General features: G+C 69.8%; 28 protein-coding genes and 1 pseudogene. 6 read left to right on the plus strand and 23 right to left on the minus strand.

All coding sequences use genetic code 11. The annotated features are described in order from the left end of the window. Together ACOBQU_RS40425 and ACOBQU_RS40430 are read left to right on the plus strand one after the other, a co-directional pair. Positions 1-208: pseudogene (locus ACOBQU_RS40425) on the plus strand (hypothetical protein); the annotation flags it as partial. Between the two features lie 116 nt (positions 209-324). Next, on the plus strand, positions 325-1047 hold the full coding sequence (locus ACOBQU_RS40430; protein ID WP_423635629.1) for a hypothetical protein: 723 nt from the start codon (positions 325-327) through the stop codon (positions 1045-1047). Positions 1048-1136: 89 nt separating this feature from the next. Here the strand turns inward: ACOBQU_RS40430 and ACOBQU_RS40435 are convergent, their stop codons facing one another. The 5 genes from ACOBQU_RS40435 to ACOBQU_RS40455 all read right to left on the minus strand — a co-directional run bounded on the left by ACOBQU_RS40435 (position 1137) and on the right by ACOBQU_RS40455 (position 4279). Further along, complete coding sequence (locus ACOBQU_RS40435; protein WP_423635631.1) at positions 1137-1922, minus strand: HIT family protein; 786 nt, start codon at positions 1920-1922, stop codon at positions 1137-1139. 104 nt (positions 1923-2026) lie between these two features. After that, a complete protein-coding gene (locus ACOBQU_RS40440; protein ID WP_423635633.1) occupies positions 2027-2443 on the minus strand; it encodes a RapZ C-terminal domain-containing protein in 417 nt (138 codons plus the stop codon). Between the two features lie 114 nt (positions 2444-2557). Then, positions 2558-3040: a hypothetical protein gene (locus ACOBQU_RS40445; RefSeq protein ID WP_423635635.1), complete on the minus strand. Its 483-nt coding sequence runs from the start codon at positions 3038-3040 to the stop codon at positions 2558-2560. A 30-nt stretch (positions 3041-3070) separates the two neighbouring features. Beyond that, a complete protein-coding gene (locus ACOBQU_RS40450) occupies positions 3071-3556 on the minus strand; it encodes a transcriptional regulator (protein ID WP_423635637.1) in 486 nt (161 codons plus the stop codon). A gap of 87 nt (positions 3557-3643) precedes the next feature. Continuing rightward, positions 3644-4279, minus strand: coding sequence for a hypothetical protein (locus tag ACOBQU_RS40455; RefSeq protein WP_423635639.1), 636 nt, complete (start codon positions 4277-4279; stop codon positions 3644-3646). Positions 4280-4967: 688 nt separating this feature from the next. On the opposite strand from ACOBQU_RS40455, the gene ACOBQU_RS40460 reads away from it, so the two are divergent. Then, positions 4968-6125, plus strand: a complete 1158-nt coding sequence (locus ACOBQU_RS40460) for a TniQ family protein (protein ID WP_423635641.1) — start codon at positions 4968-4970, stop codon at positions 6123-6125. Between the two features lie 223 nt (positions 6126-6348). On the opposite strand, the gene ACOBQU_RS40465 is transcribed toward ACOBQU_RS40460, so the two are convergent. From ACOBQU_RS40465 to ACOBQU_RS40535, 15 genes are all read right to left on the minus strand, one after another. Next, the gene (locus tag ACOBQU_RS40465; protein ID WP_423635643.1) at positions 6349-6777 is read right to left on the minus strand and encodes a hypothetical protein; all 429 of its coding nucleotides are present in this window, start codon (positions 6775-6777) and stop codon (positions 6349-6351) included. Between the two features lie 231 nt (positions 6778-7008). Next, positions 7009-7359: a hypothetical protein gene (locus ACOBQU_RS40470; RefSeq protein WP_423635645.1), complete on the minus strand. Its 351-nt coding sequence runs from the start codon at positions 7357-7359 to the stop codon at positions 7009-7011. Then, on the minus strand, positions 7359-7724 hold the full coding sequence (locus ACOBQU_RS40475) for a hypothetical protein (RefSeq protein ID WP_423635647.1): 366 nt from the start codon (positions 7722-7724) through the stop codon (positions 7359-7361). Before ACOBQU_RS40475 ends, ACOBQU_RS40470 begins: the two co-directional genes overlap by 1 nt. 63 nt (positions 7725-7787) lie before the next feature. Beyond that, complete coding sequence (locus tag ACOBQU_RS40480; RefSeq protein WP_423635649.1) at positions 7788-8306, minus strand: hypothetical protein; 519 nt, start codon at positions 8304-8306, stop codon at positions 7788-7790. Then, on the minus strand, positions 8303-8785 hold the full coding sequence (locus ACOBQU_RS40485) for a hypothetical protein (protein WP_423635651.1): 483 nt from the start codon (positions 8783-8785) through the stop codon (positions 8303-8305). Before ACOBQU_RS40485 ends, ACOBQU_RS40480 begins: the two co-directional genes overlap by 4 nt. Continuing rightward, entirely contained in the window at positions 8782-9045 is a 264-nt protein-coding gene (locus ACOBQU_RS40490; RefSeq protein ID WP_423635653.1) for a hypothetical protein, read from the minus strand. The genes ACOBQU_RS40485 and ACOBQU_RS40490 overlap by 4 nt, the downstream gene beginning before the upstream one ends. Further along, positions 9042-9644 carry a DUF6919 domain-containing protein gene (locus ACOBQU_RS40495; protein WP_423635655.1) on the minus strand — a complete coding sequence of 201 codons (603 nt, stop codon included), beginning with the start codon at positions 9642-9644 and terminating at the stop codon, positions 9042-9044. The genes ACOBQU_RS40490 and ACOBQU_RS40495 overlap by 4 nt, the downstream gene beginning before the upstream one ends. Next, positions 9644-10246 carry a hypothetical protein gene (locus ACOBQU_RS40500; protein WP_423635657.1) on the minus strand — a complete coding sequence of 201 codons (603 nt, stop codon included), beginning with the start codon at positions 10244-10246 and terminating at the stop codon, positions 9644-9646. Before ACOBQU_RS40500 ends, ACOBQU_RS40495 begins: the two co-directional genes overlap by 1 nt. Positions 10247-10331: 85 nt before the next feature. Next, positions 10332-10616, minus strand: a complete 285-nt coding sequence (locus ACOBQU_RS40505; RefSeq protein WP_423635659.1) for a hypothetical protein — start codon at positions 10614-10616, stop codon at positions 10332-10334. Position 10617: 1 nt separating this feature from the next. After that, positions 10618-11166, minus strand: coding sequence for a hypothetical protein (locus ACOBQU_RS40510; RefSeq protein WP_423635661.1), 549 nt, complete (start codon positions 11164-11166; stop codon positions 10618-10620). 5 nt (positions 11167-11171) lie between these two features. Next, positions 11172-11339, minus strand: a complete 168-nt coding sequence (locus ACOBQU_RS40515; RefSeq protein ID WP_423635663.1) for a pRL2-8 — start codon at positions 11337-11339, stop codon at positions 11172-11174. Positions 11340-11383: 44 nt separating this feature from the next. Further along, the gene (locus ACOBQU_RS40520; protein ID WP_423635665.1) at positions 11384-12046 is read right to left on the minus strand and encodes an AAA family ATPase; all 663 of its coding nucleotides are present in this window, start codon (positions 12044-12046) and stop codon (positions 11384-11386) included. A gap of 20 nt (positions 12047-12066) precedes the next feature. Further along, positions 12067-12276, minus strand: a complete 210-nt coding sequence (locus ACOBQU_RS40525; RefSeq protein ID WP_423635667.1) for a hypothetical protein — start codon at positions 12274-12276, stop codon at positions 12067-12069. 21 nt (positions 12277-12297) lie between these two features. Next, positions 12298-12579, minus strand: coding sequence for a hypothetical protein (locus ACOBQU_RS40530; RefSeq protein WP_423635669.1), 282 nt, complete (start codon positions 12577-12579; stop codon positions 12298-12300). A 72-nt stretch (positions 12580-12651) separates the two neighbouring features. Then, complete coding sequence (locus tag ACOBQU_RS40535) at positions 12652-12873, minus strand: hypothetical protein (protein WP_423635671.1); 222 nt, start codon at positions 12871-12873, stop codon at positions 12652-12654. A gap of 187 nt (positions 12874-13060) precedes the next feature. Between ACOBQU_RS40535 and ACOBQU_RS40540 the strand changes: the two genes are divergently transcribed. Next, complete coding sequence (locus ACOBQU_RS40540; RefSeq protein WP_423635673.1) at positions 13061-13342, plus strand: helix-turn-helix transcriptional regulator; 282 nt, start codon at positions 13061-13063, stop codon at positions 13340-13342. A 90-nt stretch (positions 13343-13432) separates the two neighbouring features. On the opposite strand, the gene ACOBQU_RS40545 is transcribed toward ACOBQU_RS40540, so the two are convergent. From ACOBQU_RS40545 to ACOBQU_RS40555, 3 genes are read right to left on the minus strand one after another with little or no spacing between them, the layout of a single operon-like run. After that, on the minus strand, positions 13433-14572 hold the full coding sequence (locus tag ACOBQU_RS40545) for a ParA family protein (protein WP_423635675.1): 1140 nt from the start codon (positions 14570-14572) through the stop codon (positions 13433-13435). Then, entirely contained in the window at positions 14572-14805 is a 234-nt protein-coding gene (locus ACOBQU_RS40550; RefSeq protein ID WP_423635677.1) for a ParA family protein, read from the minus strand. The genes ACOBQU_RS40545 and ACOBQU_RS40550 overlap by 1 nt, the downstream gene beginning before the upstream one ends. A 29-nt stretch (positions 14806-14834) precedes the next feature. Further along, a complete protein-coding gene (locus ACOBQU_RS40555; protein WP_423635679.1) occupies positions 14835-16343 on the minus strand; it encodes a ParB/RepB/Spo0J family partition protein in 1509 nt (502 codons plus the stop codon). A gap of 142 nt (positions 16344-16485) precedes the next feature. Between ACOBQU_RS40555 and ACOBQU_RS40560 the strand changes: the two genes are divergently transcribed. Together ACOBQU_RS40560 and ACOBQU_RS40565 are read left to right on the plus strand one after the other, a co-directional pair. Continuing rightward, complete coding sequence (locus ACOBQU_RS40560) at positions 16486-17133, plus strand: HAD family hydrolase (protein WP_423635681.1); 648 nt, start codon at positions 16486-16488, stop codon at positions 17131-17133. Further along, on the plus strand, positions 17130-17957 hold the full coding sequence (locus tag ACOBQU_RS40565) for a DUF1932 domain-containing protein (RefSeq protein WP_423635683.1): 828 nt from the start codon (positions 17130-17132) through the stop codon (positions 17955-17957). The genes ACOBQU_RS40560 and ACOBQU_RS40565 overlap by 4 nt, the downstream gene beginning before the upstream one ends. The last annotated feature ends 39 nt before the right edge of the window (positions 17958-17996 follow it).

Raw genomic sequence — 17996 nt, forward strand, 5'->3', positions numbered from 1 at the left:
GAAGTCGATCGAGGCGCTGCGGGACTGGCGGGACCGGAACCCAGGGATGGTGCCTCCACGGCCTTTCATGGAGCCGAGCGATGAGGAGGTGCTCAAGGAGTACGTCCGCCTGGCCCGTGGGGTGACCACAGTCGGTGATGTGTGGCGGGGTGGGCTGGAGCGCGGAATCGCCGCAGCCGCTGAACTTCGCTCCAAGTATGCAAACTAGAAACCGGCTGGTCAGCGGCTTACATGAGTTGCGGGACCGGCCGTGTACGGCTACCTTCCCTTACAGGAGAGGCGGCGCGGGAGCGCCGTGACCAACCCTCGTGGAGGCGACGCATCGTGACGGAGCAGAAGCTGACGCAGGACCAGAAGCCAGCCAAGAAGGCGCCGAAGGACTACGGGCCGATCCAGTTCCCCGACCGGATCGGGTTCGCGCTGTGGCGGTTCGAGCGGGCGCTGAAGAAGGGGCTGATCCCTCCGGCCGACGTCGGCGGCTGCCGCTGGTCCGCGGCCGTCGTCGACGAGGTGGCCGCGCGGGCGGAGGAGATCCGGGCAGCCACCGGCACCCTGCCGGACATGGGTGCCGGCCGCGCCGCTGACGTCCTCAGCGAGCGGTTCGGCATCGAGGTCCACTCCGAGGTTCTGATCGAGCTGGACCGCGTCGGCCTGATCGAAAGCGTCGGCGAGTACAAGGGATACGACCTCTACGACGGCCAGGCCTTGGAGCACTTCAACGACCGCGCAGCTCTGGAGAGGGCGCAGCGAGACGGGAAACTCCTGACCCGCACTGATGCTGCCGCCCACTTGGGCATCCGGGCCTCGGACATCGAGCATCTGATCAACGCGAAGTGGCTGGAGCCCACCATCTGGGTGCGCAACAGTCGGCATCCGCGCCGGGCCGCGCCCACCGTGCCGCTCTTCCGCGTCGGCGACCTGGACCTGCTGGCCGTCCATCCGGCCATCGACTGGGACGAGGTCAAGGCCACGCCGAAAGGCCGGCCTTCTCCGCTCGCCAAGCTCACTCCGAGGGCGCCTGTCGACGCCGACGCGGTGGCGCGCTGACCCTCTCCCCGCGTCGTACGTCCGACGAACGGCCAGGAGCCTCACAGGCGAACTGTGAGGATCCTGGCCGTTCTGGCGTACGGGCTGGGTCAGTTGAGGACTGCAGCGGCGGCGTGGGCGGTCTGCTGGGGTGTCCAGGGCAGAGGTAGCCCGTCGCCTGCCTCGCGCGGCACCAGGTGCACGTGCAGATGGAAGACGGTCTGTGTCGCGAGGGCGCCGACGCTGGTGATGACGTTGAGGTCGCAGCCGAGTTCGGCGCCCAGCTCGGCGGCGCGGGCCATCGTCAGCGCGGTGATGGCCGGGTCGACGACGGCGTTGTCGACGTGGCGGCGTGGGATGACCAGGGTGTGCCCGGCGTTGACGCCGCCGCGGGGCTTGATGGCGAGCGCGTCGTTCCACTCGCGTACGACGGTGGCGGGCTCGGTGCCCGCGACGATCCGGCAGAACACGCACTTCTCGCCGATGGTCGGGTCGCGGTGGACGAGCGGGCGGGCGATGTGGCGGTGGACGACCGTGACGTCAGCTCCGCGGCCGCGCAGCCAGTTGGCGAGTTCTTCGGCCACGGCGACGGCGCGGTGGCGTCCGTACCAGCAGTGCACATCGAGGTGGACCGGCTCGTCGCGGCGCTTGGCCAGGGCGAGCGCGTCCCGGCCGGTGTCGCCGATGAGCTGGCCGGCGCCCGGGGTGGACAGCACGTGGTTGCGGACGTCCGGGTGGAGGCCGGTGTGCGGGACCAGGTCCTGGGTGATGGCGGTCGCGGCCGGGTCCCACAGTGTGCCGGAGACATCGAGCTTGAGCACCGGGCCGTCGTGGCGGGGCGGGTCGTTCCAGCGGGCGCCGTACGAGGTGATGACGACCTGGGGCGTTGCGGGCATGTGGACCTCCGGGAAGATCGCGGGCCCCGCCGTGGTGCGGGGCCCGCGGGGTGTGGTGTGCTGGGCGGAGTGTCCGGGGCTGATAGCTGCAGTCCCGGACACGTTCACTTCTGGGCGTCGGTGGCGAGGTGGTGGTGCTCCACCTCGGCCGGGATGCCGCGGGCGTTGAGGATCTCCGCCACGGCGTCGCCTACGACCACGGAGCGGGTGCGGCCGTCGTGGTCGCCGATCAGGACGCGCACGGTGAAGTTCTTCTTCGCGTTGAAGTCGAGCAGCGCTTTGGCCTGGCCTACGGTCTGCTCGAGCTTGGTGAAGGCCATGCGGGAGGCCATCACGTGCTCGATGACGTCCGCGTCCTTCCCGCCCCGGCCCTTGAGGTGGTCCTGCAGGTTGGGGTCGTCGAAGTCGACGCCGCGCAGGTCGACCAGGAGGCAGCCGATCGCGGTTTCGGGGACGCCGTGGTCGAAGCCGAACGTGTGGATGTGGATCCAGGGGAACTCGCTGTCGCTGTAGTCGCGCATGGTGCAGCTCTCCTTGTTCGTCGGGTGGTGCGGTGCTTTCACGATCCCTGCCGCCGCCGCGCGGCGACAGGGAGTTCGCGGTGTTGCCCGTTTCCTCTTTGCCGGGGGGCCGGTCTAGCTCTCCTCGAACCGGGCGGTGGCGCAGCCGGAGCACAGTGGCATCAGCTCGTGGTCGTCGCGGTCCGGGTCCAGGGCCTCGGTGAACGGGTCGGGCATGACCTTCACGTCGTCCTTGGCCTGACCGCACTCCTTGCAGACCAGGAGCGGAGTGAGCTTCTCCAGGGCGCGGTGGATGCGGTCGCCGGTGCTGTCCTGGGCGTAGGCCTGTGCCTCGTCCAGGAGCTCGACGGCGGACTCGCTGTCGGCGTGTCCGACCTCGGTGAGCGAGACGGTGATGGTGCCGATGACGTCGGCGACGGCCGCCAGGACGCCAGCCTCCGGCGCGCTCTGGTCGTACAGGGCGCGCAGCGCGGCGATGTGCGGGGCGACGTCCTCGGTGCGGGTCGCGGTGTCGCGGATCCGGTCCAGGCCGACGCGGACGATGGCGACGGCCGCGGCGAGCTCCTGGTCCAGGGTCATCTTCGGCGTGCTGCTCATGAGGTGGGTGTCCTTCCGGGGCTCGGTGTGTCAGACGGAGGCGATGATCAGGGCGGCGAAGAAGAGGAACAGGGCGTGAAATGCCTGGTCAAGGGCATAGGCGCCGGTGCCGATGTGCGCGGCGGGCTTGCCTTCGGCGGTGGTCGGGTGGTGCGGGTGTGCGCCGGTGCCGAGGTTGTAGAACTCGGTCTTGTTCGTGACCTTGGCGAGCCAGGCGAGCGTGGAGCGCCGGTCCGCCCACCAATGTGAGGCCGCGTCCAGAGCGAGGCCGATGGTCAGGCCGACGGCGGTGAGGTGCAGGTCCAGGACGAGCACGGCCAGGACCAGGAGCACGGCCTTGGTGAGGGTCAGGCCGATGACGTGCCGGGTGTCGGCGAGCCGTCCGACCCAGCCGGGCTTGCCCTTGGCGGCGCTCTGCGCACTGCTTTGCACCCAGTGGTCCCCGACGGTGTGGGCGACCCAGAGCGTGGCGAAGACGGCGGCGAACGTGGCGATCGTTTCGGTGTGCGAGACCATGAGGGTTCTCCTCTTCTCGTATGCGGGAGGTGGGAGGGGCCGGGGCGGCCGCTGTCCGGCAAGAGAGCCGGCCGCCCCAGAGCCCGGTCAGCCGAGGGGGATGATGTCCTCGCCGGAGGTCAGCAGCTCGCCCTCGTCGTCCCAGTTGATGACCCACTGACCGAGCGCGGTCTTCACCGCGGTGCCCTGCCGCTCGGGGTTGAGGCGGTGCTTGACGCGGTCGCCGGCGGTGAGGTTGCGGACCGCCTTCTCGTTGAGCTTGTCCTGCAGGTCGCGGGAGCTGAGGCGGTCGGCGATGAGCTTCTTGACCTCCGCGGGCGGGCCGGAGTGCATGCCGGTCTCGTCCACGTAGTCGCCGTGCTCCGCGTACTGCTTGGCGACCGAGGTGTAGCGGGACTTGGCGGTGGAGCGGGGCGCGTCCAGCGCGGCGGCCAGGGTGCCCCAGGAGGCCTTGTACTGGTCGCGCAGGAGCAGCAGGAGGAGCTCCAGGCGCCGGTCGGTGTGCTCCGCGAGCCAGTTCAGCCCGAGGGCCATGTGGTACGCGTCGTCGGCGTCGGTCGGGTTGCCGCCCTCGCCGGGCTTGGGGAACGTGCGCAGGAACGACTCGAGGTAGCCCTTGGCGACCCAGCCGTACAGGAAGCCCATCGGGTCGTCCTGCTCCTTGTTCCAGCGGATCGTGAGCTCCATCTGGCCGTCCTCGGTGGTGCTGAGCTTGTGCTCCACGGGTCTCCCCTTCCGATGTGCTGTACGTATCTCGTACACCAAGAACTGTACGAGATACGTACAGCAGTGGCTAGGGTCATCTTCGGCCAACTCCGGTCGGCATCCGGCCAGTTCGCTACCGGCCTGGACGGTTCCTGGCCGCACGGGCCTGCTCCCAGCCCACCTCCTGGGCCTGCTGCGCCGCCTCACGCTGCCCCCGGGATTCCGCGGACTTAGCGGCGCTCCGACGGGCTCGAGCGGCTTCCGCACGCAGCCGCTCCTTCTCCACCTGAGCCAACTCGAGCGGGCAGCGCGAGACGCTTGCGCTGACGTGACGTGATGGCGATGCTCGGAGCGAGGCGTCCGCCCAGCAGCCACCGCAGCAGACACGGCCGTATCCCGAGCAGCCCCGCCGCCGTCGAAATGCGCCCCGCGTGATGCTGGACAACGGCCTCAGCCTGCTCCGCAAGCGTCACCGGAAGGCCACGCTCGCACTCTCCTTGCAGCTCCTCATCGAGGAAGGCGTGGGACCAGCACACCACCGGGTTCTTCTTCATCTTCACCATGTCCGGCAGAGTCCCGGACACCCCCTGTGGACAGAGGCCAAGCACGCAGGCCTACGAGCACGGGAGCAGCCGGACCTCCTCCCGCGTCAACACCGCGCGGTCTTCGGCCGTTGTCCACAGGACGGGTGTGGAACGGTCTGCACATGACCCAGGGCACCAAGGGCACGCCGAAGCCCCGCACCACCAGCAAGCCGCTGAAGAAGACCGACCTGCCGATCCGCGTCCCGATGATCCACGGGGAGACGACCGCCTCGTACCTCGCGCGCACCGCGGCCGCCAACGGCATCGAGGCCGGCCGACTTCTCAAGGCGCTCCACCAGGGCCGACTGCCCGGCGGCACCTTCGCGGCCGTCCGCCCGCACCTCCAGGAGGCCCGGCTCAGCCCGAAGGCCGTCGCCCGCCTCGCGGCGCTCGTGGAACGCGACGAAGACCAGCTGCGCCGCGCGCTGCCCGGCCTGCACCCCGACCATCTGCTGAGCACCGCCGGAGCCCAGGTCCACATCACCAGCTGGCCGGACGCGGTTGGCGAGGGTCCGCTCAAGGCCTGTCCGCTGTGCCTGGAGGACGGCGCCTGGCTGGTCGCGGACGGCCACCGTTGGCGGCCGTGCACCTGCGGCCGCCGCTGGCAGTGCGGCGACGACCACGGCTACCTCATCGACACCACGCCGCTGCCAGAGATCGGCCGCGCGCTGCGCGACCACCGGGCCTTCGACCACAAACTCGGCCCGGCCGGGGACGCCCTGGTCGCCGACGCCCACCAGGTCACCCTGTGGTGGTGGGTCAGCCGCCAGGTCGCCCACGAGCAGTGGCGCGAGCGCGAGGACGCGCTCGGCTTCACCCGGCACCGCCGCAGAGCTGCGCCCGCTGTCGTCTACCCCGAGGCCGTCCGCCTGGCCGCCGCGATGAACGACTGGGAGACCCGCCGCACCACCAGCTCCAAGGTCTCCGCCCGCGACTGGCTTGCCACCGTCGCCGACCGCTTCAAGACGCCGGGCATCGTCGACGGCCGCGAAGGCGAGCCGCTCACCTACTGGCTGGGTCTCCACGCCCCGAAGGCCGGCCACCGCGCGCCGCGCGGCACGAAGAAACCGGAGCGCCGCTGGAGCCTCCTGCCCGACCTTCACCACCGCCCCGCCGAAGCCGGACCCCTGCGCTCCAACTCATGTCTGCGCTGGGTGTACGGACTGCCGCTCACCTCCGTCACCGAGCTCTGCCCGCACTGCGCCGGACACGCCCCGACCTGCCGCTGGGTGCCCTCCTCTGACTGCCCCGAGCGACCGACTGGCGATCAACACCCATAGAGAACCTGCCGAACGAACGGCGACATCGGTGACAACGGCGACAGCGCAGGTCAGCGGCCCGAATCAGACGATCAACGCGACTGGCGGCCCAAAGAACGGTGACAGTGCAGGTCAGGGACTCGCCCAAGGCCTGCGCTGCGTCCTGCCCGGAGCCGTCATATGCCCGCTGACCTGCACTGTCACCGTGTCACCGATCATGGAGACGAAACGGGGAAGCTCCGGCTCACCACTTGGAGCGGTGCGGGAGCTTCCGTGCTGCCCGGATCAGATCCTCGGTCTGGGGGTGTTCAGGAATGTGGGCATCCGACAGAGCGAGGATCACGGCCGGGGTGTTGCCGTAGTAGTGCGCACCCCAGCCGGTCGCCAATGTCAGTTCCAGGCCATGCTTGGCGGCCCGCGCGTGCGCTTCGCCGAGCCGGTCCAGTGGGACCTCGTACGGGTACCAGACCCACGCGATCATCCGGTCCTCGCGCCACCACGCATCGCTGTGGTCCACTCCGGCGTCCAGGGCTGTCGGCATGTCCTCGGCAAGGTCGCACTCGTCCCACTCGCCCTCGAAGTCCCGCTCGGACTTGCCGAAGTTCGGGTGGCACTTTGGCAGTTTCCCCGCGGTTTCCGGCGGGCCAGGTTGTCCTGGTGGATCAGGTGACACGGCTCTCGGTAGGTACGGCCGTGATACCGGCTCGTGGTGATCCCATGCTCATTGCGCAGGATCGCCACCATCGCGTCCCTGATGTCGTCGTACGACTCCCGGTCCACCTCAACGCCCTTGCTGTTCACCCAGGCCATGCCAACTCCTTCCGCACATCTGTGTTTGGGACGGTACGCCGAAGGGCGCCCGCTCAAGGTGGAGTCGGGCGCCCTTCGGCGTGATCCGGCCGTGCTACCGCTCGCCGTCCTGATCCTCTGCGCGCAGCGCGTCGATCTCCGCGCCGTAGCAAGCCGCCTCGATCTCCGCGACCTGCCGGGCCAGTTCCAGCGCCTCGCTCCGCCCGTGGGCGTACGCCACCTTCCGCCCGACGTCGCTGACGTACTTCCAGCCCTCGCCCGCCACCCAGGCCCGCAGCCCCGTCAGCGCCCCGTCGGTCACCGCCCACCGGTCGACGTCGATGCGCTCGCGGCACACCACGACCTCCGCGTAGCCGCCGGCCCCGTGGTCCGGGACCGGCACCCGGAACTCCGAGACCAGCGCCATCTGCTGGCGCAGCAGCTCCAGCTCGTCCACGCCGCTCATCACTGATGCCAGCCGATGAGACGGAACTCGGCTCCCTGCTCCTCCAGGAGCTCCTTGGACTGTGCCTGCTCGCTGACCTGGACCAGGCGCAGGATGTCGTCGCCGTCGTACTCGCCCCAGAGGAATCCCTCCTCATCGAGGTAGACGGCGTAGTGGTCGCGAGTGGGCCGTTCGGCGAGCGGCACGATGCCGGCCTCGACGGCGGCGCGCAGCCAGGTCGCGGCCTCTTCGACCATGAGCTTCTGCTCGTCCGGCTTGAGGCTGTTCCAGTTCGCGGTGGAGCCGTAGGACTCGTGCGCGATGCGCTGGCGGTTCTGGGCGATGACCAGGGCGCGGGGGTCGACGCGCTCGGGAAGGATGTTCATGGTCGGCCTTCTCTCGATCGTGGTGTGCGGTGGTAGTTGGGCGGACGGCGGCGGGCGGGAGGCTCACCCCTCCCCCGCGTCGTCGGGGAAGACGATCCCGCCGTCGTAGTCGGCGGGCCGCGGGACGACGTACAGGCGGACCCTGTCGTCGACGGGCTTGAGCGCCGCGGCGTGCAGGTGGCCGTCCGCGGTGCCCAGTGCGTCCGGGGCGAATGCGTCGGCAGGCAGATCGACCGAGCCGCCCAGGTGCATCAGCACTGCGACCAGCATCCCCAGCGTCATGTCGTGCGCTTCGAGCTGCGTCGGCGAGGCCTGCGAGGTGCCCTGGACGGTGCGCGGGCAGATCGACACCGGCGTCGGCTTCCCGCCGTCCGTCAGCTCCCAACTGCCGCCGGTCGGCGTCCAGACGAGCTCGCCGGGCCCGTCGTCGCCTTCGTCCAGGAGCTCGTACATCTCGCGCACGTACGCATCGGCCGCGAGGACCTGGGCGCGGGCGAGGTCGGCGTACAGCTCGCTGCCCTCCCACGTCGGGTTGTCCTCCCACGCGGGCTCGAAGACCACACTCACCGTGGCGCCGCTCATGCCTCATTCCCCTCGTCGAAGGGCATCGCGCGGCACAGCTCAGCGTGACTTTGAGCCCACGCGCGGGCGGCCGGCTCGCCGTCACCGTCATCGCCCTGGCCGCAGCCTGCGCAGCTGGACTCATGCCGGTTGGTCACCGTCACGACCGCCCCGCCGGCCGTCAGGTAGCGGGCGATCGTCCGGAGCCGCTCAGGGCATTCCTCGGGGTGTTCGCGGGCCCACTTGCCCCACCCCGTACTCGCGAAGTTCGGACTGGCCGACACCAGCTCCCAGCTGTCGCGCCACAGGTTGGCGCTGTCGCGGCATTCAGCCTGTCCACAGTCCCGGCACCGAGAGGTGAAGACCACATCCACGGTCGGGATCGTGCGGCCCAGCACGGTCTCGGGCGAGCCGTCGGTGATGGCCGCCATCAAGTCAACGGCCCCGGCCGTCGCGATCAGCGTCAGGTCCCGTCCGACGGGAGACTCAGCGGTGTTCATGCCGTCAGTTCCTTCCATTCCTGTTCGTCCTCGTCATCACAGGTGTCGTGATCGGCGTACGTGGTGGTGTCGTCCTCGAACTGGACCAGGCCCGACGCGCCGCAGCCGTGGCACTCCCACTCCGCGCTCCAGGTCACCTCGCCGTCCTGGTCGCATTCGTGCCCGGAGTACGCGGTGTCCTCGTCCTCCCACACGGCATCGCCGGAGGCGCCGCACTCTTCGTGCCGCCACTCCCCGCCCCATGCCACGTCCTGATTCACTGCGCGCCTTCCTTCTGGTTCAGCTCCTGGTGGGCCGCGAGCGCGCGGCGCACGGTCGGCCACAGCAGATCGTCACGACCCCACTCGGGATCAACGAGGGTGACCTGCCAGGCCATGACGACGTCCTGCACGGCGTCTGCACGGCAGCTGAGGAAGATCTGTCGCACCGCGCGGGGCTTGAGGAAGTGGCCGACGCCGGTGTTGATCCGCTCGCCCCAGCGCGTCACGTCGACGGCGCCGCCGTCCAGCATCGGCCGCCCGGCAGGCAGGTAGACGCGGGTGACGAGCCCGGCCTGCCGCGCCACCTCACCCAGTACACCGGCGAGGCCGGGGCCGGCGAACCCGGAGACGAAGGCCCGCTGATGCCACGGCTGGCCGTGCAGTTCGGCGAGTTCGCCGGGCTGGCTGCCCTCGGTGAGGAACCCGCCGCGGTTCGCCTCGCACAGCACCGGTGCGAGCGGACCGGTCTCCCGGTCCGGGCCGTCGTGGTGGCCGTTGGGGTGCGAGACCAGGGAGCCCTCCAGCCAGTCGGCCGTGAGCCGGGCCAGGTCCTCGAAGCTGCGGGCCGCGCCCCAGATATGGGCATCGGTGCGCCGCATCACGCCGACCCCTCCCCCGCGTCGACGTGCTGCTCCTGGTCCAGGAGCTCGCGGTACTCCTGGCGCACGTACGCCCGTGTCCCGCCCGCGATGTCCCACTCTGGCGAGCTCACGCCGATCGGGCCCTCGGTGTAGACGCCGCCGTGGTCCAGGTCGAACTTCAGGAACTCGAACGCGGCCCGAACTGCCTTGCCGCTCGCGTCGTTGACGTCGGCGTCGCTGTAGCGCCCGAGGTACCAGTCGACCTCCTGCTCGCGGGCCGCTCGGTCCAGCCAGGCCGCCTTCCGCAGAAGCACGATCCGGTGCTCGCTGCTGTCGACCGGCTGGCCGTTGCCGGTGAGCGCCTGCGTGGCGCGCTCCTTGACCCCGGCGGTGAGCAGCACCAGGGCGAGGTCCTCGTCGTCGAGCGCGGGCGCACCGGCGTAGGCGGTCGCGTAGTCGGGCGCGGCGAACGCCGGCGTCTCCCAGACCTCCCAGTCGAACGAGCACCGGCTGCAGGTGAAGCCGGAAACATCCCGGCGCCCGTCGGAGTACTCCAGGAACGACGCCCGCAGCTCGTACGAGCTGCACTCCGGGCAGCGCAGCGATGGATTGTCCAGCATCAGTTCCCCTCCCGGCCGGGGCCGGCCATCCGGCCCCGGCTCAGTCTTCCCACCGGCACCCTGCCGACGGGGGTCGATCTCGGATTCAGTCCTGCCGGTCGATGTCGGCGAAGGTGCGGTGGAAGCGGTAGCAGCTGCCGTCCGCCTCGAACACGCGATGGGCGTACTCCACGAACTCGTCCCCACGGGCATACAGGCCGCGCCGGGTGAAGACTGCCGCGAAGGTGCCGGTCTTGAAGACGGCGAGCGCCTCCTGGTCCCCGGCGGCGAAGGCCCGGTCGATGGACCGGCTGATCTGCCAGTGCCCGGCCAGCTCCACGAAGAAGTCCGTCAGCCAGTTCGGCAGCACCCGCATCAGCAGCAGCCGCATGTCAGCCTCCGTCCGTGCTGTGCGTCCAGCCGTGCCCGTTCGCGCACCGGAAGGTGTGGTTGGACAGCAACTGGAAGGGACCGCGGTCGTCCCAGGCGTGCGTGCCCTCCACCGGAGGCTCACCGCACCGCCAGCAAGGCTCCTTGCCGATCAGCTCGTACGGCTTCAGCGGCCGCGGCTCGGTCGACTGCGAAGGGCGCGGAGGCATCGGCCGGACCGGCTTCGGGTCCAGCAGCGCGGCCACGTGATCCACCGGCGCCGGAGGCAAGTACACCGTGTCCGGCGCGCCCCACCTCCTGATCCGCCCAGACCAGTCCGACATCCAGCCGCCGCACAGCGGAGCCGAGGCGGCCCACACTCCCACGCCGACCACCAGCGCCACGGCGGCCGCCATCACCAGCGGCAGGCCCATCACGCCGCACGCGACGATGGTGAACACAACCCCGGCCACCCACGCGACCACCACGTCCGCGTGGAACACAACGATCGCCAGGCCTAATGCGACCGGCCGCCGGACCGAGGCCAGCAGCGATCCCCTCTCCCGCGTCACCGCCATCACCTCACGATCATGTGCTCGGGGTGGCGACCACCCATGTGGGCCACGCACTCCGGGCAGTCCTCACGGGGACCGAGGTGCGCGTGCGCCTCCTTCGAGGCGTAGGCGTGGAACCAGCACTGCCTGCACTCGCCCTTGGGCGGGTTCAAGGCCTTCTCGCTCGCCATGGTCTTCCTTCCTGTCACAGATGGGATGTGCCGTACGTACGTGGTCAGGTCCGGTCCGCGTCGACGGTCCGGACGTCGTGGAAGCCCTCGCCGGGCAGCAGCCCGAGCGCGGCGCGCGTCTGCTCGTACTGCCAGCGCACGATGTCGCCGGGCACCCGTCGGCTGGCCGGCCTCCGGTCGTTGCGCGAGAGGCAGTGACCCAGGCCGGTCAGGAACACGACCGCGACCAACGGCCGGTCGAAAGCACGGGCCTTGGCCACCAGGCCGGCGCGCACGGAGGCCTCCACGTTGGTGCTATCGGCGATCACGGTGAGCCCGCGCTCCATCCGCGTCGCCACGAGAACGTCCTGCAACTGCACGGCCTGCGGCGTCACCGACTGCTCCCCCGCGTCGTCCGCCAGGCGCCCGCGCAGCTCGTCCAGGCTCACCACCCAGCTGGCAGGAAACGCGGCGGAGAAGCGGGACTTGCCCGAACCACCCGGGCCGATCAGGGCCACCAGGCTCCCCGGCGCGAACAGCTTCACCGCCTCCTGGCGCTCGTGCTCATCCGCGTCGCGCTGCGCGTCACGCTCATCGAGGTAGTGACTCCGCCCGGCGTGGCACCCGGGCAGGGCCTCGCAACCCCACCCGTATGTCGTCTGATCCGGGTACTTCACCGAGGCCCCGGCCGGGTCGGAGAACCGCCAGGTGATGTGCGGCTCCAGCATGGAGGTGACCATCGGAGCGCTCACCGCCCACGCGGGTAGTCGTGGCTGGGCGGCGGGTACTGCTGCGCCGGGTCGCCGGCCACTCCGAACAGGACGATGCTCTCGAACGAGTCGTCGTCCTGGAGGGCCATCTCACCCGCGTCGTTGTCGAAGGCCTGGTCCACGTGGTCCAGCAGGCGGCCCGTGCGGGCCTTGTCGGCCTCCGCGCGTCGGTTGCGACCGAACGCCATGGTCAGCACTTCCTCTCTGGCTCAGTAGGCGGTCGGAGTGAGGCGGATCCCGGCGCAACTGCCCAGCAGCACCGAGGCAACGAGCGCGAACACCCCGCCCACGATCAAGAAGACCGAGCGGAAGACGACCGCGAACGCGCTGCCGCCGAAGACCTTCGCCAGCACCCCGGCGACCAGGGCGTAGACGGCCCCGCCCACCGAGGCGGCGTCGTTCCCGGCCTTGGCGGCCGACCAGGCGGCCCACCCGCCGACCAGCGCGGCGATCACGGTGATGAAGGTCAGAGTCGGACGGTCGATGTCCATGAGATCCCCCAACGGGAAAGCAGTGCGGAGTCGATCAGTGGGAGGCCCGGCCGCGTGCCGGGCCCGGGAGCATCAGCGAGCGCGCGCCGGGCGCTGGCGGGACTTCGTCGCGCCCAGCAGCCGCTGCGCCATCCACTGGCACGAGCCGTACGCGATGAACCCGACGACCAGGAACGTCACCACCGGAAGCAGCGGCTGGCCCAGCGCCCACACCATGAGGAGGCTGAGCACACCGGCCACGGTGAGCGAGACGCGGTGGACGAACGTACGGACCTGACGCGGAACTGCTGCCATCGTGATCGCTCCCATGTAGTGCGGCCGTGTAGCCCTGGTTGTTGTCCGGGGTGATCGGTGCTGAGACGCTGTGCATAGCTACTGCAGAGCGGCTATCCGTTGCCCTGCTAAGAAGAAGCATAGAGCATTGCATAGACGATTGCATAGAGGTGCGCTAATGTCTGCTAAGAACGAGAGAGGGGACGACATGATCGAGGCGATCAACGCCCTGATGCGCCCTGTGCAGCAGGAAGACCTGCCGGCACCCGCCGATCGCGTGCGCATCAGGAAGGCAGCGGGCATCAGCCAGACCGACTTCGGCAAGGCCATCGGCGTTTCCCGGCTGAGCGTCAGCATGTGGGAGCTGGGCAAGACGGAGCCGACCGGCAAGAACAGAGCCAGCTACATGAAGGTCCTGCGGCACATCGTCGACACGCTTGGGATTCCCTGGTCTGAGAGCGAGACGCCGGAGGAGCAGAGCGATGCGTGAGGGGCAGACCGCCTTATACCGGCTGTACGACGACGGCGAGCAGCTGCTCTACGTCGGCATCGCTTTCGACCCGCGGACGAGATGGAAAGCTCACGCCAGGGAGAAGCCGTGGTGGCCGGAGGTCTGCATTCGCGAGATCGAATGGCTCCCTTCTCGAGAAGAAGCGGAGACGGCGGAGGCCCTCGCCATCGAGGAAGAAGGGCCCCGGTACAACGTGCTGGGCAACGTGGCCGTTCGGGAGTGGCCCCGGCGTCGGCGCCGCGGTGAGGGCTCCGGCCGGACGACGGAAGAACTGATCGCGATGGCTGAGGCCCTGCGAAAGCCGCCGCGAAAGAAGCAGGGGCAGCCTCCCCGGCAAAGGAAGCATGACGATCGACCGCCGCGGACGACTGAAGAGCTCATCGCGATGGCTGAGGCTCTGCGAAAGCCACCACGGGGAGCAGCGCGAAGCACCACATAGGAACACACGCTGAAGGGGGCGGGACCCGATCGGATCGGGTTCCGCCCCCCTTCGTGTTTCCCGTGGGAAACATGTCGATGTGTCGAGAGGTCAGGCTGCTCGTTGGGGAAGCCGAGTGCGGTGGCGACCTTGTTGTACTCCTGGGCGGGCATGCTGTTCGGCGCCAGGATCGGGACAGGGCATTCGTCCCTGTAGATCTTGGGGACTTCGCCGGACCAGTGGACCAGCGGCAGCAGGACGTCGGCGTAGGCCTCTTCGATCTCGCCCAGTGTCCGGCGGTGTTCCGCTGTTCCGAAGGAGGAGTTGGGGGCGCAGCAGACCAGGACGTGCCGCATCTCGGGCTGGATGCCCTTGACCGCGTACTTCCGCAGGTCCCTGATCTCCTGGAGCTTCTTCTCGAGGCGGACCAGGGCGCCGCCCTCCTTGAAGGTGCACAGGATCGGCGGGACGACCTCTCCGTCGACGTTCTTGTCGAGCGCGACGAACGCGGTGACAGTGGCGCGGCCGTAGGTGGCGGGGCAGTCGATGAGGACGGCGTCCCACTGGCCGTCCATGTCGGCCAGGCCGTCGCGGATCCAGTAGGAGTCGGCGTACTTGGGGTCGTTGAGGAGCCGCTCGGTTTCGTCGACGTCAGGGTCGTCGACGTTGCCGGGCACGATGTACACGTTCTCGATCGGGTCGTACGCCTCGTCCGGGTTGGCGGGGTCGATGTCGTCGGCCAGGTAGCGGGCCTGGACGACGGCGTCCTTGAGCTCGACTTCTTCCTTCATCACGTCGGTGATGCCCTTTGCCCGGGTCGGAATTTGCCGTACCCGAGGACCTGGCTGGAGTTGCACTGGGGGTCCAGGTCGATGACGAGGACCTTGTAGCCGCGGGCGCCGAGGATCGCGGCGAGGCTGGTGCAGGAGCTGGTCTTGGCCGTGCCGCCGGCCTTCAGGGCGAAGACCAGGACGCGGGTCTTCTCGAGGATCCGGGTACGGGCGAGTGCCGTGCTGGTTGTCATGGGATTCTCCGGAGGAAGGGGAGCGGCGGTCACTGCGCCTCGGAGGAGACCAGCCCGAGGAGCTCCTGCTCGTACTCGGTGGGCTCGTACGCGACGGCCTTGTTGGCGATGAGGAACTGCAGGTGGGCCCGATCGCGGTCGTCCCAGTTGGGGTCGTTCTCGGTGGCGTGAACCTCGTTCGCGGCCAGGGCGATGGCGAACGCTGCCCGGCGCTTGAGGTTAGCGTCGCTGCCCTCCGAGACCTCGGTGAAGTAGGTGGAGGGCCGCTGGCTCTTCGGTCCCTTGCCCAGCTCACGCAGCCAGGTGTGAGCGAGGGTGGCCGCGTTCTTCCACTCGATCGGGTTGAGGACGGCGTTGACCAACAGGGCGGACAGGTCCGGTGCGGTGGCGTACTTCTCCTGGGAGAGAAGCAGCTGGCAGGCGAGGCTGCGGCGCTCCGCCGACTCCGCGGCCGCCGCGAGCCGGTCCCGCTCCGCCTGGTCCTCGTCCCCGCCGGCGCCCGCGGCCTCACCTTCGGGGTCTTGCTGCTCCTGGTCGTCGCCGTCCCCTGTGCCCTGATGGGGGATCGACGCTGCCGGAGCTCCGGCCGTGGAGCCTTCTTCGTCGGACCGGTCCGAGGCATCCGTATCGTCCGCGTCGTGTTTCCCGCGGGAAACATCGCCGGAGTCGAGCTGGCCGCCCTCATCGCGCTCGGCTTCGCCAGGTGCCTCGGGCTTCGTGTTTCCCGCGGGAAACACGGTCGCCTGGACCTTGAGGCGGCTCTTCGCGGCCTCTGCGGTGATGCCCTCGTCCCGCATCCAGCCGAAGGCCCGCAGCTGGAGCTCGTGCGCGGCCTCGGTGTCGTTCTTCTTGTCCGCGTCCCGGATCGTCGACAGCGTGTAGCCATCGCCGTGCGACATCCTGCGCTCGTGGAGCTCGGTCTGGATCTCCTGGGGCAGATCCAGCAGGTTCAGGAACTTGCTGACCGTGCCGCGGTTGCCGTAGCCGGAGCGCTCCGCGATCTGCTCACCGGTCATCCCGCGCTTGCGCAGCAGATCGAGCTGGAGGGCTTGCTCGATGGGGGAGAGGTCGTCGCGGTCGTTGTTCTCGGAGATCAGGTTCTCTTCGACCGTGCGGTCCTTGGCCCACTGGTCGCGCAGGATCAACAGCATCGGCCTGCCCGCAGCGAGCGCCGCGGCATGCCGCCGGTGCCCCGGGCCCAGGATGTAGGTGCGCTCCGGGTGCTGGACCTGGTCGGCCCACTCCGGGTACTGCTCCATGAACAACTTGGTGTGCATGGCCGCACCGGGCGTGTGGACGCCCTGCCGCTTCACGCTGTCGATCATGTCGTCCATGTTCCGCAGCGCGAGGCGACGGTTCATGGGGTTGGGGCCAACGTCGGCCGGGTCGTGCTCGAAGAGCTCGCCGTCCTCCGGCTCCAGCGTGTGAATCCCCGTGGGGCCGGGCTCCGGGTTATCGACGCCGGCCTCGGTGCGCGCGTCGTTGAGCTTCCCGCCGCCCTTGTTCCGCTTGGGCCTACGGCGCGCTGGCGTCGACATGGAGGTCCTCCAAGGTGGTGCTGGTTCCGACTGCACCGAACCCTAGCGGTCACCAGACCCAGCCCAGGCGGCACCGGACCGAAACGGCACCCCTTCCCCGCGTCTGCTTGACATCCAGAACCCGGGGCTAAGGTCGGGCGGCGTGACGATCGCCCTCTTTGACCTCGACAACACGCTCATCAACCGCCAGTGGGCTCTGCAGGAGTGGGCGTCCCGCTTCTGCAGGGAACGCGGCCTGGACGGAGGAGCGCAACAGCACCTCATTGACGCGCTCAATGAGCGGGCCTACCCGCACACCTTCGAGCGGCTCCGTCAGGAGCTCGTCCTCGAGGAGCCGGCCGACCGGCTATGGGCCGGGTACGTCGACGGGATCGCTGCGGGCGTCACCGCGAACCCGGGCGTCACCGACGGCCTGGCGCAGCTCCGTGCTGCGGGCTGGAGCCTGGGCATCCTCACCAACGGCGCCGTGGACATCCAGCGTGCGAAGATCCGCTCCGCGGGGCTCGCGAACCTTGTCGACGCGGTCACGATCTCGGAGGAGATCGCGGCGTGGAAGCCGGAGCGTGAGGCCTTTGAGGTGGCCGTCGCACGCTGCGGCGGCGCCCCGTCCCGCGCCGTCTACTACATTGGCGACAACCCGGCCGGAGACATCGGCGGGGCAGACGCGGCCGGGCTGAGCACCATCTGGCTACGCGGTCGGCCCTGGCCCGACGGCACGCCCGCACCGCACCACACCGTCGACACCGCCGCCGACGCGATCGCCCTCCTCCTCCAGGGCGGCGCCCAATGAGCACGGTCGGGTTGCTGCACCCCGGAGCGATGGGCGCCGCCGTCGGTGGCCAGCTCGTGCGCGCCGGCCACCGCGTGCTCTGGAGTCCGCAGGGGCGGTCGGCGACGACCACGGAGCGTGCGGCCGCGGAGGGACTCACGTCGGTCGACGACCTCACGGCGCTCCTGGACGAGGCGGAGGTCGTGCTCAGCATCTGCCCGCCGACCGCGGCCGAAGACGTCGCCCGCAGCGCGGCCGCGTACGCCGGGACATGGCTGGAGGCGAATGCGATCACACCGCAGCGAACCCGCAGGATCGCCGACCTCCTCCCCGCGTCCACGGTCGTCGACGGCGGGATCGTCGGCTCCCCGCCGGTCGGCGGGAAGCGACCTACCCTCTACCTCTCCGGCCCGGCCGGGACCACGCTGCTGGAGGAGCTGTTCGCCGGGACGGACGTCGTGATTCACGTCCTGGGGGAGCGGATCGGGCAGGCGAGCGCGCTGAAGCTGTCGTACAGCGCGTACCAGAAGGCCAGCCGTGTCCTGGCCGCGGTCTCGTACGGCCTCGCCGCAGACCACGGCGTCGACCAGGAGCTGCTCGCCATCGCGGGCAAGCGACCCGGCTCGTACCTGACGGAGACCGGCTACATCCCGAAGACAGCGGCGAGAGCCTGGAGGTGGAGCCCGGAACTGACCGAGGCCGCCGACATGCTCCAGGAGGCCGGGCTGCCGGACGACATGCTGCGGGCCGCGGCCGCCGTCCTGGACCGCTGGGCAGGAGCGAAGAACGACCGCGACCTCTCGGTAGTCCAGGCCGTGGAGCTGCTGAAGAACCCTGCAGGCTGAGGTCTATCCCCCAGCACCCCCAATCCCCCAGCACCGAGG

The organism is Streptomyces sp. G45 (assembly GCF_049542095.1).
In the GTDB taxonomy this organism is placed as follows: Bacteria; Actinomycetota; Actinomycetes; order Streptomycetales; family Streptomycetaceae; genus Streptomyces.